Source organism: Vibrio makurazakiensis (assembly GCF_050337375.1).
In the GTDB taxonomy this organism is placed as follows: domain Bacteria; phylum Pseudomonadota; class Gammaproteobacteria; order Enterobacterales; family Vibrionaceae; genus Vibrio; species Vibrio makurazakiensis.
Genome location: NZ_JAKJSW010000020.1, coordinates 14,142 through 31,481, shown reverse-complemented (window position 1 = coordinate 31,481; position 17,340 = coordinate 14,142). Strand labels below are relative to the sequence as shown.

The 17,340-nt window shown below is 42.6% G+C and carries 15 protein-coding genes; 13 read left to right on the top strand and 2 right to left on the bottom strand.

Translation table 11 applies throughout. From position 1 onward, the window contains the following. The first annotated feature begins 32 nt into the window (after positions 1-32). Positions 33-1,346, top strand: coding sequence for a branched-chain amino acid transport system II carrier protein (gene brnQ, locus L4C33_RS02500; RefSeq protein WP_428810890.1), 1,314 nt, complete (start codon positions 33-35; stop codon positions 1,344-1,346). A 106-nt stretch (positions 1,347-1,452) separates the two neighbouring features. On the opposite strand, the gene fldB is transcribed toward brnQ, so the two are convergent. Continuing rightward, positions 1,453-1,974 carry a flavodoxin FldB gene (gene fldB / locus L4C33_RS02495; protein WP_428810889.1) on the bottom strand — a complete coding sequence of 174 codons (522 nt, stop codon included), beginning with the start codon at positions 1,972-1,974 and terminating at the stop codon, positions 1,453-1,455. A gap of 152 nt (positions 1,975-2,126) precedes the next feature. Here fldB and xerD point away from each other — a divergent pair, with 152 nt between their 5' ends. From xerD to L4C33_RS02455, 8 genes are all read left to right on the top strand, one after another. Further along, on the top strand, positions 2,127-3,044 hold the full coding sequence (gene xerD, locus L4C33_RS02490; protein ID WP_428810888.1) for a site-specific tyrosine recombinase XerD: 918 nt from the start codon (positions 2,127-2,129) through the stop codon (positions 3,042-3,044). Between the two features lie 25 nt (positions 3,045-3,069). Continuing rightward, positions 3,070-3,900 (top strand): thioredoxin fold domain-containing protein, encoded by an 831-nt coding sequence (locus tag L4C33_RS02485; protein WP_428810887.1) that lies wholly within the window; start codon positions 3,070-3,072, stop codon positions 3,898-3,900. Between the two features lie 58 nt (positions 3,901-3,958). After that, positions 3,959-5,695: a single-stranded-DNA-specific exonuclease RecJ gene (gene recJ / locus L4C33_RS02480; protein WP_428810886.1), complete on the top strand. Its 1,737-nt coding sequence runs from the start codon at positions 3,959-3,961 to the stop codon at positions 5,693-5,695. A 233-nt stretch (positions 5,696-5,928) separates the two neighbouring features. Beyond that, a protein-coding gene (gene prfB, locus L4C33_RS02475; protein ID WP_428810885.1) for a peptide chain release factor 2 occupies positions 5,929-7,027 on the top strand; the annotation gives its coding sequence in 2 pieces (ribosomal slippage) (positions 5,929-6,003 and positions 6,005-7,027; 1,098 coding nt in all). Positions 7,028-7,108: 81 nt separating this feature from the next. Continuing rightward, a complete protein-coding gene (lysS, locus tag L4C33_RS02470) occupies positions 7,109-8,641 on the top strand; it encodes a lysine--tRNA ligase (protein ID WP_428810884.1) in 1,533 nt (510 codons plus the stop codon). A gap of 342 nt (positions 8,642-8,983) precedes the next feature. Continuing rightward, positions 8,984-10,309: a cyclic-di-GMP-binding transcriptional regulator VpsR gene (gene vpsR / locus L4C33_RS02465; protein WP_428810883.1), complete on the top strand. Its 1,326-nt coding sequence runs from the start codon at positions 8,984-8,986 to the stop codon at positions 10,307-10,309. A gap of 510 nt (positions 10,310-10,819) precedes the next feature. Further along, positions 10,820-11,071 carry a DUF1127 domain-containing protein gene (locus L4C33_RS02460; RefSeq protein ID WP_428810882.1) on the top strand — a complete coding sequence of 84 codons (252 nt, stop codon included), beginning with the start codon at positions 10,820-10,822 and terminating at the stop codon, positions 11,069-11,071. A gap of 224 nt (positions 11,072-11,295) precedes the next feature. Beyond that, positions 11,296-11,607: a DUF6482 family protein gene (locus tag L4C33_RS02455; protein ID WP_428810881.1), complete on the top strand. Its 312-nt coding sequence runs from the start codon at positions 11,296-11,298 to the stop codon at positions 11,605-11,607. 33 nt (positions 11,608-11,640) lie between these two features. Here the strand turns inward: L4C33_RS02455 and mutH are convergent, their stop codons facing one another. Next, entirely contained in the window at positions 11,641-12,306 is a 666-nt protein-coding gene (gene mutH, locus L4C33_RS02450) for a DNA mismatch repair endonuclease MutH (RefSeq protein WP_428810880.1), read from the bottom strand. A 615-nt stretch (positions 12,307-12,921) separates the two neighbouring features. On the opposite strand from mutH, the gene rppH reads away from it, so the two are divergent. From rppH to lgt, 4 genes are read left to right on the top strand one after another with little or no spacing between them, the layout of a single operon-like run. After that, a complete protein-coding gene (gene rppH / locus L4C33_RS02445) occupies positions 12,922-13,440 on the top strand; it encodes an RNA pyrophosphohydrolase (protein WP_167494704.1) in 519 nt (172 codons plus the stop codon). A 2-nt stretch (positions 13,441-13,442) separates the two neighbouring features. Beyond that, complete coding sequence (gene ptsP / locus L4C33_RS02440; RefSeq protein ID WP_428810879.1) at positions 13,443-15,692, top strand: phosphoenolpyruvate--protein phosphotransferase; 2,250 nt, start codon at positions 13,443-13,445, stop codon at positions 15,690-15,692. Between the two features lie 39 nt (positions 15,693-15,731). After that, entirely contained in the window at positions 15,732-16,493 is a 762-nt protein-coding gene (locus L4C33_RS02435; RefSeq protein ID WP_428810918.1) for a sulfite exporter TauE/SafE family protein, read from the top strand. Between the two features lie 24 nt (positions 16,494-16,517). Further along, entirely contained in the window at positions 16,518-17,339 is an 822-nt protein-coding gene (gene lgt / locus L4C33_RS02430) for a prolipoprotein diacylglyceryl transferase (RefSeq protein WP_428810878.1), read from the top strand. Position 17,340: the final 1 nt, after the last annotated feature.

Sequence of the window (17,340 nt, the reverse complement as noted above, 5' to 3'; positions counted from 1 at the left end):
TTTAATTTCAAAAATATAATTAAGGGTTATCTGTGAAACAGACTCTAAAACTAACAGATATAATGGCATTGGGCTTTATGCTTTTTGCGTTTTTCTTAGGTGCCGGAAACATCATATTCCCACCACTAGCGGGCCAATTGGCCGGTGACAGTTTATTACCAGCTATGTCTGGTTTCCTATTAACAGCGGTAGGCCTACCTCTTATTACTATCATTGCTATCGCTGTTGCTGGTGGAACTTGGGGTCACCTTACACAAGACCTTCCTAAGCGTGCGGCAACGATCATGGCTGTGTTGATTTTTATCATCATTGGCCCTGCATTTGCTGCACCACGTACAGGTCTTGTTGCTTACGAAATGGCTGTGAAACCGTTCTTCATTGATGCCGTTCAAGCACACCTAACGATTTTCTCAATTGCGTTTTTTGCTATTGCGATGTTCTTTGCTTGGTCACAAGGAAAGTTGATTGATGTCATTGGTAAAGTTTTGACACCTTTACTGTTCATCGGTTTGGTTATTCTTGCGATTGCTGTTTTCGCAAATCCTCAAGGTGAAATGATTGCTGCTCAAGGTGAGTACCTGACTCAACCGCTAACGAAAGGCTTCCTTGAAGGTTACAACACAATGGATACGTTTGGTTCATTGATGTTTGGTATGYTGATTGTGGATGCGATTCGTAACAAAGGCATTACTGACCGCGCAGCAACGACTAAATACCTAATCAGCGCTGGTTGTATTGCCGCTGCGGGTCTAGCTTTCGTTTACATTTCACTATTCTATCTTGGTGCTACAAGTGCAACGGTTGCCGCTGGCGCTGATAACGGTGGTGTAGTGCTTAGTTTGTATGTTCAATCGCTATTTGGCCCATCTGGTCAAATCGTTTTGTCGGTTATCGTATTGCTAGCGTGTCTAACGACTGCGATTGGTTTGATTTCTGCTTGTTCAGACTACTTCAGCTCTTTGACTCCATTGTCTTACAAAACTTGGGTGATCATTAATGGTGTAGCTTGTGCAACAGTTGCTAATGTTGGCCTTGCCCAGCTAATTTCACTGTCTGTTCCAGTGCTATTTGCTCTGTACCCTGTGGCTATTGCATTGGTTGCACTTACGTTCATTCGTAAGAAGTTACCAAACCCACAAGTAGCGTACCGTGTTGTTATTTTAGTCTCGCTACTGTTTGCTTTGATTGATGCAGCTAAAGTTGCGGGTGTTGATGTGTCTGCATTCAACATGTTGCCGCTGTTTGAGATTGGCATGGGTTGGTTAATTCCAACAGCTGCTGCGATTATCTGCATGTTCTTCATTGGTAAAGCACCACAAGAAGAATTGACGGAAGAAGCTGCATAAGTTTCAAACTTATATTAAAAAGGCCTCGTCATTGACGAGGCCTTTTTGTATCTATAATTCAGAATAAACTTATGCAAAGCCTAAGTATTAAATCGTGTTTAGTGAATTAAAGCTTGTCGTGAAACTCGACCAGCACTTGTTCTACCCATGCTTCAATACGTTGGTCACTGAGTTCGTATTGAGAGTCTTCATCTAAAGCTAAACCAACAAACTGAGATTTATCTTCAGTGAGTGCTTTTGATGCTTCAAATTCGTAGCTTTCATCATTTGGCCAGTAACCAATGAATTCTGCACCAACTGTTTTGAGCTCATCATGCAGTAAGCCCATCGCATCTAAGAACCACTCACCGTAGCCTTCTTGGTCACCTAAACCAAATAAAGCAACAGTCTTGCCTTTTACTTTTGTCGTGGCAACGTCGTCCCACGCTTCATTCCAGTCTTCTTGAATCTCACCAAAGTCCCAGGTTGAAATGCCTAATAGCAGAAGATCGTAGTCGGCCATTAATGACAGCGGCGTTTCTTTTACGTTATGAATATCGACAAGTTCTTCACCGATAATGGCGCGAATTTTTTCTGCTGCCATTTCTGTATAGCAGGTGGTAGAGCCGTAAAATAATCCAATTTTCATAGCATAGGGTCGGTTTTAGTTTGGGATTGCGAATTCTAACCATAAAACGCTTTTGATTGCAGCGATTATCCACACAAGTCGCAATTTTTATAGCAATCAAGGGTAGGGTGACTTACTCTCAAATCTGTTTTTTGATTGTAAGAGTAAACAGTATGCAGTCGCCATCTCAGGGGCAGAGTTTAGATTTCGGGTTGGTTGAACAATTCTTAGATACGATGTGGATGGAGCGAGGTTTGTCTGAAAATACGCTTGCCTCATATCGTGCGGATTTGACCAAGCTAGTGCTGTGGATGGAAAACCATAACTACAAATTAGACTTTATCAGCTTGTCCGGGCTTCAGGACTATCAAAGCTGGTTGGTCGACCAAGACTTTAAACAAACATCACGAGCGCGGATGTTGTCGGCAATTCGTCGTTTATTCCAATACCTTCATCGTGAAAAGGTGCGTGCTGACGATCCTAGTGCGTTATTGGTTAGTCCTAAGCTGCCGCAACGTTTACCAAAAGATTTAAGTGAAGAACAAGTCGATGCGTTATTAGAATCACCAGATCCTAACGACCCTATAGAGTTACGAGACAAAGCCATGCTTGAGCTTTTGTATGCGACAGGGTTACGTGTAACGGAGCTTGTTAGTTTAACCATGGAAAACATTAGCCTACGCCAAGGCGTAGTTCGTGTTATTGGTAAAGGCGGTAAAGAACGTTTAGTGCCTATGGGTGAAAATGCTGTCGATTGGATTGAAACCTTTATTGAACAAGGTCGCCCTGCATTATTAGGTGAAAATACTTCGGATGTGGTATTTCCGAGCAAACGAGCTCGTCAAATGACAAGGCAAACCTTTTGGTATCGAATTAAGCATTATGCCGTCATGGCTAACATCGATACCGAGTTGTTGTCGCCACACGTACTCCGTCATGCATTTGCAACTCACTTATTGAACTACGGCGCGGATCTCAGGGTTGTACAAATGCTTTTAGGGCATAGTGACTTATCCACCACTCAAATTTATACTCACGTGGCAACGGAAAGGCTTAAGCAAATTCATGCCGAACACCACCCACGAGCTTAATCGAATAAAAACTAAGGTGAAACTAATGAGCGTATTACGCCGTCTTCCTTTATTGACGCTTCCTCTATTACTTGCTGCTTGTAATGGTGCAGAAGAAACTACAACGACAGAAACAGCTAAGGCAGCAGAAAATGCGCCGGCTGTTACCGAGCAAGCCAACGACACGCAGGCTGATGCTACCGCAACGAGTTCCGATTTTGATCTACAAGCTTTGACCACTCGTTTTGAAAAAATCGGTATCAAAATAGTGAAAATAATTCCGTCAGATATCGATGGTCTACTAGAAATCCAAACGAACAGTGGCGTTATTTTTTCATCAAAAACGGGTGAGCACTTTATCGCAGGTACCTTGTACTCGTTAGATGAAAACGGCAAGTTCAGCGATATTCTAGCTGAGCGTCAAGCGCCACTAAATGCTCAAAAAATAGCTGCATTTTCTGATCAGTCAATTGAATACAAAGCGGATGATGAAAAATACGTGGTGACGGTCTTCACTGACATCACATGTGGTTACTGCGTAAGACTTCACTCTCAAATGGAAGGTTACAATGCTTTAGGCATTACCGTTCGTTACTTAGCATACCCTCGACAAGGTGCTACGGGCTCTGTTGCGAAACAGATGGCGACGATTTGGGCTGCAGATGATAAGCAAGCAGCAATGCATGACGCTAAAGTTAATCGTTCATTCCCAACACCTTCTGCTGATATGACCACGTTTGAGAAACAAGTTAGCGATCAATATCAATTAGGACGTGAACTTGGCATTAACGGTACGCCGGCTATTTTCCTACCAAGTGGTGAGTTAGTAAGTGGTTATGTTCCGCCGGCTCAACTACTGCAACGCCTAGAACCATAAATAGCGCTATTTAATAATAAACAGGAGAGGGCTTAGTTTCGATTAAGCCACAATCAATATGATAGAGATTCAACGTCGCCCTGAAGTCGACATTAGCGTATTGGCTGGCAACCAGTCTGATTTACTTAAGCGTATTTATGTTAGCCGTGGTATTTCGAGTGCGAGCCAATTAGAAACCGCTGCAAAAGGCTTACATTCTTACCAAAAGTTAGGTGGTATCGACGCGGCTGTTGAACTCCTGTTTAAAGCGATCCAACAGCAAAAACGCATCATTATCGTCGGTGATTTTGATGCCGATGGCGCGACGAGTTCTGCGTTGTCTGTACTTGCCTTGCGTATGTTAGGCAGCTCAAACGTAGATTATCTAGTCCCGAATCGATTTGAAGATGGTTACGGACTAAGCCCGGAAGTGGTTGAGCAAGCGATTGAGATCGGCGCGGAAGTTATCATGACCGTAGATAACGGAGTCTCTTCTATAGAGGGCGTTCGTTTTGCCAAAGAGCAAGGTTTGCAAGTGTTGGTGACCGATCATCACTTACCTGGTCATGAATTGCCAATGGTTGATGCCATGGTTAACCCAAATCTTGAAAGCTGCGCTTTCCCGTCGAAAGCCCTAGCGGGTGTTGGTGTGGCTTTTTACCTGATGATGGCACTGTGTGTTCACATGCGTAAGTTGGGTTGGTTTGCACAACACGGAATGACAGAACCTAAATTGATGGAACTGATTGACCTTGTGGCGTTGGGGACGGTTGCCGATGTGGTTCCACTTGATGAGAACAACCGTATTTTGGTTCATCAAGGTTTGCAGCGCATTCGTGCAGGTAAAGCTCGCCCTGGTATTCAGGCATTAATTGAAATAGCCAAACGAGATGCAAAACGCTTGGTAGCTTCTGACTTTGGTTTTGCATTAGGGCCACGTATTAACGCAGCCGGTCGTTTAGACGATATGTCTTTTGGTGTTGAGCTGCTAATGAGTAACAACATTCATGCTGCACGTCGAATGGCGAGCGAACTGGATGGCTTAAATCAAACTCGTAAAGAAATTGAAGAAGGCATGAAGCAAGAGGCGATGGCTTTTTGTGAAAGACTTCAGTTTGGAAAAGATGATTTACCTTGTGGTTTAGCTTTATTCCAACGTGACTGGCATCAAGGGGTGATAGGTATTTTAGCCTCTCGTATTAAAGATAAATATCACCGCCCTGTGATTGCTTTTGCTGATGGTGGCGAAGGGAGCATTAAAGGTTCATGTCGCTCGATTCCAGGTATGCACATGCGGGATGCATTAGATCGTATTGACACCCAGAACCCGGGGTTAATTCTCAAATTCGGTGGCCACGCGATGGCAGCTGGCTTAACCATCATGGAAAAAGACTTTGAGCGCTTTAGTCAATTGTTCAACGAAGCCGTTAAAAGAGAGCTAGGGGAAACTGCACTTAAGGGAATTATTTTATCGGATGGTGAATTGACGCCCGAAGAATTTTCAATGCATACCGCAGAAACACTTCGTGCTGGTGGGCCGTGGGGACAAGCATTCCCAGAGCCGATTTTTGATGGTGAGTTTAAAGTTCTGCACCAGAAACTGGTTGGTGAAAAGCACTTAAAATTGATGTTAGAGCCTCTGTTTAAAGGTCATCCAACCAACATCATGATAGATGGTATCGCGTTTAATGTGGATTTACGCCGTTGGCCTGATGCATCAGTTAAAACTGTTCATCTAGCCTTTAAACTGGATATTAATGAGTTTCGTGGTAATCAATCTTTGCAATTAATGATCGATCATTTAGACGCTAAGTAATTTTTAGTTTAATAATTTTTAACCAATGATAGCTTTACACAGTAAGCCTAGGTGCAATTCTGGGCTTACTTTTCTCTCTTTTCCTCACTCACTTCTGTCTACTTTGCCTTTTACCAAATTCATTTGAATTTAACTTGAGCATTCTGGCGCCTTAGCCTAAAAAATTCTGTATCTCCGTCACACTTTTGAGTACAATTCTTCGGTTAAATTCTACTCATAAATGATGAGCTAAAATGTTTGAAATCAATCCTATTAAAAACCGTCTGCAGGATGTGTCTGAACGCACAAATATCCTGAGGGGGTATCTTTGACTATGACGCTAAGAAAGAGCGTCTAGAAGAAGTAAACGCAGAACTAGAACAACCAGATGTATGGAATGAACCTGAGCGCGCACAAGCGTTAGGTAAAGAACGTGCATCACTTGAAGCTGTTGTAGAAACTATCGACCAACTTGACCTAGGTGTTGAGGATGTTGAAGGGCTACTTGAGCTAGCGGTTGAAGAAGAAGACCAAGAAACGTTTGACGAAGTTGAACCTGAACTGGCTGAGCTTGAAGCTAAGCTAGAGAAGTTAGAATTCCGTCGTATGTTCGCTGGTGATCACGACGCAGCAGATTGCTACATCGACCTACAATCAGGCTCGGGCGGTACAGAAGCTCAAGACTGGACTTCAATGATGCTGCGCATGTACTTGCGTTGGGCAGAAGCGAAAGGCTTTAAGACTGAAGTTATTGAAGTGTCTGATGGTGATGTGGCTGGCCTTAAAGGTGCAACAGTACGTATCTCTGGTGAGTACGCGTACGGTTGGTTACGTACTGAAACGGGTGTACACCGTTTGGTTCGTAAATCGCCATTTGATTCAAGTGGTCGTCGTCATACTTCATTTGCATCTGCGTTTATCTACCCAGAGATTGATGACAACATTACGATCGATATTAATCCTTCTGATCTACGTATTGATGTATACCGTGCCTCGGGCGCTGGTGGTCAGCACGTAAACACCACGGAATCAGCGGTACGTATTACTCACGTCCCAACGAACACTGTGGTTCAGTGTCAGAATGACCGTTCGCAGCATAAGAACAAAGATCAAGCGATGAAGCAGCTTCGTGCTAAGCTTTTTGAACTTGAGATTCAAAAACAAAATGCTGAAAAACAAGCGAACGAAGATACAAAATCAGACATCGGTTGGGGCAGCCAAATCCGCTCTTACGTACTGGATGATTCGCGTATTAAAGATTTACGTACAGGCATCGAAAACCGCAACACTCAAGCGGTACTTGACGGTGACCTAGACAAGTTTATTGAAGCTAGCCTGAAATCAGGCCTGTAAGCTTTACCAACTATATTTGTAAAAATGACTATATTTGCAAAGATATAGCTGTCCAAATTATAAAAGCAGGGTACATCTCTAATGACTGATGCTGTTCAAAACGAAAACGTACAAGAAGCTTCTTCACCTGAAGAGAACAAACTAATCGCTGAGCGTCGTAGCAAGCTGGATCACATCCGCCAAAACTGCAAAGCAAATGGTCACCCAAATGACTTCCGTCGTGAGCACCTAGCTGGCGATCTTCAAGCGGAATTCGGTGAGAAGACTAAGGAAGAGCTAGAAGAGCTTAACCACATAGTAGCGATCGCTGGTCGTGTTATGGCGAAACGTGGTCCTTTCCTTGCGATTCAAGAAACTTCTGGTCGTATCCAAGCATACGCAGCGAAAGACGTTCAAAAAGTACTGAAAGAGAAGTACCAAGGTCTAGATATCGGTGACATCATCGGTGTTAAAGGCGCGCTTCATAAATCWGGTAAAGGTGACCTTTACGTGAACATGGAAGAGTTTGAACTGCTAACTAAAGCACTTCGCCCTCTACCAGAGAAGTTCCACGGTCTAACTGACCAAGAAATGCGTTACCGCCAGCGTTACGTTGACCTAATCGTGAACGAAGATTCTCGTAACGCGTTCATCGTGCGTTCTAAGCTTGTTTCTTCAATCCGTAACTTCATGAGCTCAAAAGGCTACCTAGAAGTTGAAACGCCAATGATGCACGTGATCCCGGGTGGTGCAACAGCACGTCCATTCATCACTCATCACAATGCACTAGACATCGACATGTACCTACGTGTTGCACCAGAGCTTTACCTTAAGCGTCTAGTGGTTGGTGGTTTTGACCGTGTATTCGAGATCAACCGTAACTTCCGTAACGAAGGTCTTTCTCCACGTCACAACCCAGAATTCACTATGATGGAATTCTACCAAGCGTACTCTGACTACAAAGATCTAATGGATCTAACAGAAGAAATGCTAAGCACAGCAGCAATGGACGTTCTTGGTTCGACTTCTATGCCTTACGGTGACGAGACGGTTGAGTTCGGTGGCACTTATGCTCGTATGAGCATGTTCGATGCGATCAAACACTACAACCCTGAACACGCTGAAATTCAAGCGCTAACAGAAGCAGACCTACAAGATCGTGACAAGATGGTAGCGATCGCTAAATCTGTACACGTTGACGTAGAAACGTTCTGGACATGTGGTCAGCTTCTTGAAGAGATATTTGGTGAAACAGCTGAGCCTCAGCTAATTCAACCAACATTCATCACAGGCTACCCAGCGGACATTTCTCCACTGGCTCGTCGTAGCGACAGCAACCCATTCTTCACAGACCGCTTTGAGTTCTTTATCGGTGGCCGTGAAGTAGCGAACGGTTTCTCTGAGCTTAACGATGCACAAGACCAAGATGAGCGTTTTAAAGCGCAAGTTAATGCGAAAGATGCAGGTGATGACGAAGCTATGTACTACGATGCTGACTACATTACAGCACTAGAGCACGGTCTACCGCCAACAGCGGGTCAAGGTATCGGTATCGACCGCCTAGCAATGCTATTTACAAACACGCACACTATCCGTGACGTAATTTTGTTCCCAGCGATGCGTCCTCAAGCATAAGCTTATAGACGAATTAGAATCGATTAATAAAAACCACCTTCGGGTGGTTTTTTGCTTTTTATCGTTTAAAAATCGGCGATATAAAGCGTATGCAGTTAAGCAAACCCCGATCATTAAATGACAAATAGTGAAATCTAAATGAAAATTATTTGAATCTAATCTCATATCATATGGAAATTGTTCAATTACCTGAGTAGTCTTATTATTAAGACAGATTCTTTGCTTCAGTCTCTATAATGTAGCCCATTGTCTCAATGTGCTCTAAATGCCTATATGTTTTCAAAAGCTATATATGGCTTAAAAGCACTGGATTTGTGTTTTCTATAATAAGGAAGATGTTTCATGGGTAGTCAATTCCGAATGGACTCTGTTCCCGGCTCTCTCGTTGTAGTTGGGGGGACTTACGAACCATGGCTTTCTGTACTAGAGCAGGTAGGTTGGCGTTGCACTCAGTGCGCTGATTTACGAAAGGCCGATGCACTCATTTCTGAAACCGGCCCATGTATTGGGGTTGTCGATCTCAGTCACGATGAGTTTAGTTTAAATGGGATCGCCAATTTGGTGAGCACTCATAAACAAGTTCGTTGGATCGCTTTTATCCGTGAGTCCCAACTCAGTTCAGATACGATCTGCCAATTTATTGTTAACTTCTGTATCGATTTCTTTACCGCTCCTATCCCTGATGCCCAATTGCTTAGCACTATTGGCCATCAGCTTGGAATGCTTAAACTTGAGAAAAAAGTGTGGCCAAACTACGGCAGCAGTAGTGATATGAGGCTGTTTGGTGATTCAGTGCCGATCAAACGCTTACGAGACCAAGTAAAGCGCATCGGCCCAACGGATGTGAGTATTCTCATTTATGGTGAGAGTGGTTCTGGCAAGGAAACGGTGGCAAAGGCGATTCACACAACTTCTTCACGCGCACAGAATCAGTTTCTTACAGTTAATTGCCGAGCACTTTCTGAAATGAGGATTGAGTCTGACCTCTTTGGTATCAATAGTGATAAGCCTTCAATGCTAGAACAAGCTGATGGGGGAACGATTCTATTAAACGATATCTTAGCTATGCCTAAGTCTCAGCAGATGAATTTACTTAGGTTCTTGCAAGAAGGTACTGTGGATACTGTTCATGGCTTAAAATCGGTTGATGTAAGGATCCTTGCAGCGAATTCCTCTGATATAGAAAAAGCGCTGATTGAAGGTGAGTTCAATGAAGAGCTTTACCACTACATCAATGTACTGAGAATCAATGTGCCGAGCTTGAAAGAGCGAGCTGGTGATATTGGAGTGTTGGCTCGTTACTTCTTACAAGAATACTCTAAAGAGTTTAACGCTCAGGCTAGGAGTTTCTCTGAAGATGCATTGAAGGCATTAACCCGCTATCACTGGCCAGGTAACGTTCGAGAGTTAATGAATCAGATTAAACGTGTTGTGTTGATGTCTGACTCGGTGATGATAGATGAAGATCAGCTCGACTTACCTAAACGAAGTGATGCTAGACGAAGCTTGAAAAGTATCCGAGAAAGGTCTGAACGCGATGCCTTGTTGTTAGTCCTTGAGTCACACGGTGGTCAAGTATCATTAGCGGCAAAAGAGCTTGGTGTATCACGAGCAACCATGTACCGGCTTCTAAATAAACACAGTTTGATTTCTGAAGGTGCAATTTAAAGAGTCTCAGGAGTAATCAAAGCCACGTAATATACGTGGCTTTATCGTTTTTAGTTTAAAACTCTGTAATTTTATATAACCACAGTGAATAGATTATGATTGTTAGTATATGCAACCTGTTATGCGGGTGAATAAATTGTTTTCATAATGTTAATGAAATAGTGGTTGAATAATATTCTCATTTGAATAGAATTTAACCGTGAAAGCAGCAGTTTCGCTGCAAAAACACCCATCTTATTTTGGATTAATTAGTTAGCTTGGAGGCGCAAATGAATAATTTTGATTTTATTAAGCATATTTGCGTTTCGACCGCCCGTTCAGCCCATATGGTAGCTGTTATATCTGCTGCTTGTGGTATGGCCGATCGAACCTCACAAGATAAACCTAACTAACTAATCCGTAACCTTATTTGGCTGCGGAGAAATAGCAGCTGAATAAGAAGTTCTCTTCAATATTCACACCATATAAACGCTATTTCTCCCAGTCTGACTCTCAAACTGGAGAAACATTATGCGTCATTCTATTTACCTAAAACTAGCTACAGTACTTGTACGTGCAGACCTTCGTCGTGAAGAAAAAGCGTGGCAGAAAAAACTGCGTCGAAGCGCCTTTGATCTACCTTGGGGCAATGCCCACCTTCTAAGAGATATTGGCTTAGAAAGTGATGGTCGACCAATTGGATTTTCTGAGCCTGAAGCCGTAACAGCTGAACGCCGAGTTCGTCATCTACGTCGTGTCTTAAGCGCTCGAATACTAACGTAATGTAAGGGGCTAGTTATACCATTTGGCCCCATATAAACGCTCTGAATCAATTGTGGTGTCTATTTCAGTGATTGGAATATGAATTGATAAGGGGCTTAAAGGTAGGAAATTATCCACTTCCTACCTTTTTACGTTTTTCTTGGTATTTTAATTAATACAACAACTTTAAGTTTCTCAATTTGATGGGCTTCTACTAAGCTCTTAAAAAGATTTGGAGTTCAAATATGCAAAAACATCAACTTGATATGTGGTTACATGGGCACCACAAAGATTCTTACAACCCACCTAAAGTTTATGTTATTGGCTGCTCTGATGTATCTGAATATCTACTAGCAGTGGAATACAAACATAAGTTAGAACCAGTAAAAGAAGATGATGAGCCGATTCATTTCAATTCATTGGATAAAGTAAAAGAAGAGTTGCTTCGTCTAGGCATAACTAAAGCCTACTTAAGATTACATAATGCATACGACGAATTTGGAGAGACACCAACTCAAACTTATTGTGATATTGAATTATCCTTAACGACTCATTGAGTTTCCTGTATCCACGAACATTTGGATGAGGATCTAGGCGTAATGCTGGGTGAGGATCTTTGCTGTAAATTGAGTTCTTAAATAAAAACCTTTTGGCTTGGTCTTAATGGGCTTTCCCGTCGTTCCATAAGCTTCCGTTAGAACCTTGTTGTTGGCAGCTTTGGGTCTAAGGTGCAGTGCTTCACCGTGTCTAGCTGTGATTTGTCCAACATTTCCAAGTACGATCAGCTCCATTAATTCCTCCCAATCATTTCTCAGGATTTGCTCTTCTTCTTGATTAGGCTGCCATAAAAGAGGGGATCCAACGTGCCTTTCTGCTAAAGGGATTTCTCGTTCTCCTTCAACTGGGATCCAAAGAACCTTGGAAAGCTTATTTCGAACGTGGCTCGTTTCCCAAGTTAAACCTTGTACGCCAATTAATGGCGCCACGCATACAAAAGTGGTTTCTAGTGGCTTTCCAGAATAGCCGATAGGAATACTTTTTAGCTCGATCCCTAAGTTTGCAAAATCTTGTTCAGGCTTACTACCAGCAGGTGCCCCAAGGTGCCACTCTAATAGTTGTCCAACCCAACCTTTGTCTCGTTTGAGATCCGGTGGCACATCCATATGAGCTTCGTCAGCCAGTTCCTTAAATGTTAGCCCTGCAATGGCTTGAGCTCTTTCTAGAAGTTCAGCTTCTGACTTAGGTTCTGATTTCATTGATCTGATCGTTTTGGGAAAAGGATATTTTATCAGATTCTAGAAAATATTAGCTGGTGAATAATTGATCGTAGTGTGCGACTAATGATCAAATAAGAGGTTATCCACAGGAGATGGCAAAAATTTGAGGAAATTAAATTGTACTGAGTAAATAAACAGTGGTGTTAAGTGCAATAAATACTTGATAAATATCTTTAGAAATGGGTTTTGGATTGTTTAGTGTGGATAAACCCTTGCTTGGTTGATCTTTAACCGATCTGTTTTTTGGGTTGATCTAGTGCCTGTAAGTTAAGTTTATAATTGGCGGTTTTTGTTTTAAGTTGTTGTATAGTAATTATTATTTTTAATGTTTTTCTTTTTTGTCTTGTGGGGCGTCTGGTTAGTTATTGTTATCTTTGATAGTAAAACTAGAATTCTACACACAGTTATTCACAGAAAAGGTGAATAAATGTGGTCTATGTCTCACTCTTTTGTTGATAACTACTTTTTGAACAAAAGTTATCCAAAGTAACGTTAAAAACGATAAATATAGGTTTAATCACATCACTAAGTTTGCTCCGATTGGGGATATGTGGAAAAATCAGAGTAATTAAAAATTTAGATAGAGGTTGGCCAGTGATAGATGGCGATGGTTACCGATTAAATGTTGGTATTGTAATCTGTAACAACCATGGTCAGGTCTTCTGGGCTAAACGATACGGGCAACATTCATGGCAATTCCCTCAAGGTGGAATTGATGAGGGTGAAACTCCGGAACAGGCAATGTACCGTGAGTTATATGAAGAGGTTGGCCTTACAAAAAAGGATGTGAAGATCGTTGCGACAAGTCGCCATTGGTTACGATATAAGTTACCTAAGCGGTTAGTTCGTTGGGATTCCAAACCTGTCTGTATTGGACAAAAACAGAAGTGGTTTCTTCTACGCTTAGATTGCGATGAGTCGCGAATTAATATGCAGCGTGGAAGTACACCTGAGTTTGATGGTTGGCGCTGGGTGAGTTATTGGTACCCAGTTCGACAAGTGGTTTCTTTTAAGCGAGACGTATACCGTCGTGCAATGAAAGAGTTTGCTTCTTTAGCTATGCCTTTTAAAGAGCGAAAAGCCAAAGGAAAACGTAAACAACGTAGAGGTTAAACATGCTCAGTCAACTAAGGGAAATAGTTGAACAAGTATCTAGAGTAGAAGATGTACACACAGCATTAGATATTTTAGTAAAAGAGACATGTAACGCGATGCAAACTGAATGTTGCACCGTGTACTTAGCCAATGATGAAATGGAACGCCTTGAGTTAATGGCGACTCAAGGCTTAACGTTCCAAGGCGATAGCATTCATATTGGATACCATGAAGGCTTAGTCGGTTTAGTCAAACGCAGCGCTGAACCGATCAACCTTGCCGAAGTATCTCGCCATCCAAGTTTTAAATTCTTTCCTGAACTGGGAGAGGATATCTATCATTCTTTTCTCGGTACTCCGATCATATATCGTAAACAAGTGCTGGGCGTATTAGTTATTCAGCAAAAGTCCCCACGTTTGTTTAGCGAAATGGAAGAGTCTTTTTTAGTTACACTCGCCGCCCAGCTCGCTGTCATTGTTGCTCACGCGCAAACGCAAGGTCATTGGTTACTTGCAGAGCAAGAAACTCAAGCGACAAAAGGGATTGCTGCCTCTTCAGGTGTTGCTATAGGCCACCTATGGTGGGACAACACCCAGCCTGAACTTACAGAAATATACCCAGCCTCAACACTCAATATTGAACGAGAACATGAGTTGCTACTGGTCGCTATCGAAAATGCGCTTAATGATTTTCGTCGGATGCGTAAAAGATTAGATAGTGATATCAATAAAGATGCGCTAGCGATTTTTGATTTGTTTACTCACTTATTGAATGACCCGATGCTGCGTAACGATCTCAAGGCGCAGATTCAGAAAGGCGATCGCGCTGATTGGGCGTTGAGACAAGTTGTTGAAACTTACTCCAATCGCTTTGCGCGTATGTCTGATGTGTACCTGCGAGAGCGAGCTCAAGACATTCGAGAACTTGGGCAGCGTTTGCTGTATTTCTTGCATAATACAGAGCAAGAAACTCGGTCGATTGATCAGCCTATCATCCTAGTTGTACGTGAACTTACCGCTTCTGTTTTAGCATCTATCCCAAAAGAGAAATTACTAGCAGTGGTTTCTTTAGAGGGAGCTGCTAACTCCCATGCGGCGATTTTATCTCGTGCTTTGGGTATTCCTGCGGTCATGGGGCTGACTCTAAATTTAGAGCAAGTAAATGGCTTACAGGCGATTGTCGATGGTTATAGCGGCGATGTGTTCATTGAACCTAATGAAAGCTTGCTGCAAGAATATGGCGAACTGGTTTTAGAAGAGACAGAGCTTTCTTCTATGGTCAATAAGGATCTGTACCAACCAGCAATCACCGAAGATGGCAGAAAAATTGAAGTCATGCTAAATGCAGGCTTAAGTGCAGATACTAATATTGCCATTAACCAAGGTGTTGATGGTGTCGGTTTGTATCGAACTGAAATATCATTCTTGTTACAACACCGTTTTCCATCTGAAGATGAGCAGGTAAAGCTGTACCGTTCTGTTTTAGATACTTACCCTTCTAAACAAGTGGTGATGCGAACGCTCGATGTCGGTGGAGATAAAGCACTTCCGTATTTGCCTATTGAAGAAGATAATCCTTTCTTAGGTTGGCGAGGCATTCGTTTTACTCTCGACCATCCTGATATTTTTATTGTTCAGTTACGAGCAATGCTTAGAGCTAGCTGTGAACATCAGAACTTGAGTATCTTATTGCCAATGATCTCTAGCGCTCAGGAGCTAGATGATGCGTTACAGCTGATTGAGCAAGCCTACGAAGAAGTTCAAAAACTGGATAGCCGAGTCAGAATGCCGCGAGTTGGTATAATGATAGAAGTGCCTTCCATGCTCTATCTGCTGCCGCTTATAGCAGACAAAGTCGACTTTGTTTCCGTAGGCACTAACGATTTAACTCAATATTTATTAGCAGTTGATCGGAACAATTCCCGTGTTGCGAATGTCTATGAATCTATGCACCCTGCGGTGATTATGGCACTTAAGCAAATTCTGGATACGTGTAAGCAGTTTTCGCTTCCAGTTTGTATTTGTGGAGAGCTCGCTGGCGACCCTATTGGTGCTTTATTGCTAGTGGGACTGGGTTATGATGCACTTAGTATGAACACCTCGAACGTCGCCAGAATAAAGTATCTTATTCGTCAGTCGACTCATCAAGAGTTACAAAATCTTGCACATAGTGCTTTAACTCAGCCTTATGGAAGTGCTATCTATAGTATGATGCTCGATTATCTGGAAGAACGCGGTTTCTCTGGGTTTATCCGAGCTGGTAAAAAATAGGAAAACAGTGTGAGTGTTGAATTAATTGGCCTACTAGTAATGCTAGGCGCAATAGTTGGTGTATTAGCTGGGCTATTGGGTATTGGCGGTGGGTTATTAATTGTCCCTGCGTTACTATTTTTACTTCCTAAAGCGGGTATTGCGGCTGATATAGCGATGCAAATTGCTTTGGCGACATCTTTGTCGACGATCATCGTCACTTCTGGATCTTCTGCATTAAATCACTTGAAACTTGGCAACGTAGACATGTTTGTCATCAAGTGGTTAATGCCTGGTGTGGTCGTTGGGGGCTTTCTTGGTAGCTTTATTGCCGATGCTATTCCTGCCCAATACCTTCCTAAAGTATTTGGTGTGATTGTACTGGTCCTGGCTATTCAGATGCTGCTTTCGATACGGAATACTTCGCAAAAATCGATGCCGAGCTCACCTATAACTATGCTCTGTGGCAGTGGTATTGGTGTGGTGTCGAGTCTTGCTGGTATTGGTGGAGGATCATTGTCGGTGCCTTTTTTAAACCATCATGGAATCGAAATGCGTAAGGCCGTCGGATCTTCTTCTGTGTGTGGTAGTGTAATTGCACTGTCGGGCATGATTGGATTTATTTGGCACGGCAGAACCGTTGCTCACTTGCCTGAATATAGTGTGGGTTATGTTTATTTACCTGCGTTACTGGCTATTTCTTGTGCATCCATATTTACAACTAAGATAGGGGCGCGTTTGGCGACTCAATTGCCAACACCAATCCTTAAAAAAATCTTCGCTGTATTTTTAGTTTTTATTGCCAGCACAATGCTGCTGTAAGTTTATTTTAATAGAGAGCAAACTATGTCTTCGGGTTTGATTGAATTCCCCAATATTGATCCTGTTCTAATTGAATTAGGACCAATTTCTGTTCGTTGGTACGGCTTAATGTATCTAGTCGGCTTTATGTTTGCGCTGTGGTTAGCGAACCGTCGTGCAGACCAGCCTAATAGTGGATGGAATCGTGAACAAGTTTCCGATTTACTCTTCGCTGGCTTTCTAGGCGTGGTGATTGGTGGTCGAGTTGGTTATGTGCTTTTCTATAACTTTGACCTATTCCTTGCGGATCCTCTTTACCTGTTTAAGGTATGGACTGGTGGTATGTCTTTCCACGGTGGCCTATTAGGGGTTATCACCGCTATGTTTTGGTATGCCCGAAAGAATGGCCGTACCTTCTTCGGGGTTGCAGACATGATCGCTCCGTTAGTGCCTTTTGGCCTTGGGATGGGACGTTTAGGTAATTTTATGAACAGTGAATTGTGGGGACGTGTGACAGATGCACCTTGGGGAATCGTATTCCCGAACGGTGGACCATTGCCTCGCCATCCATCTCAACTGTATGAAATGGCGCTAGAAGGTATCGTACTGTTCTTCATTCTGAATTGGTTCATTAAGAAACCTCGTCCATTAGGCTCTGTATCTGGATTATTTTTAGCGGGTTACGGAACATTCCGTTTCCTAGTAGAATACGTGCGCGAACCAGATGCACACTTAGGCTTGTTTGGCGGATTTATCTCTATGGGACAAATCCTATCATTGCCTATGGTCATCATCGGTATTCTAATGATGGTATGGGCGTATAAACGCGGCCATTTCAAAGACGAAATTCCACAAAAAACGAAGTAAG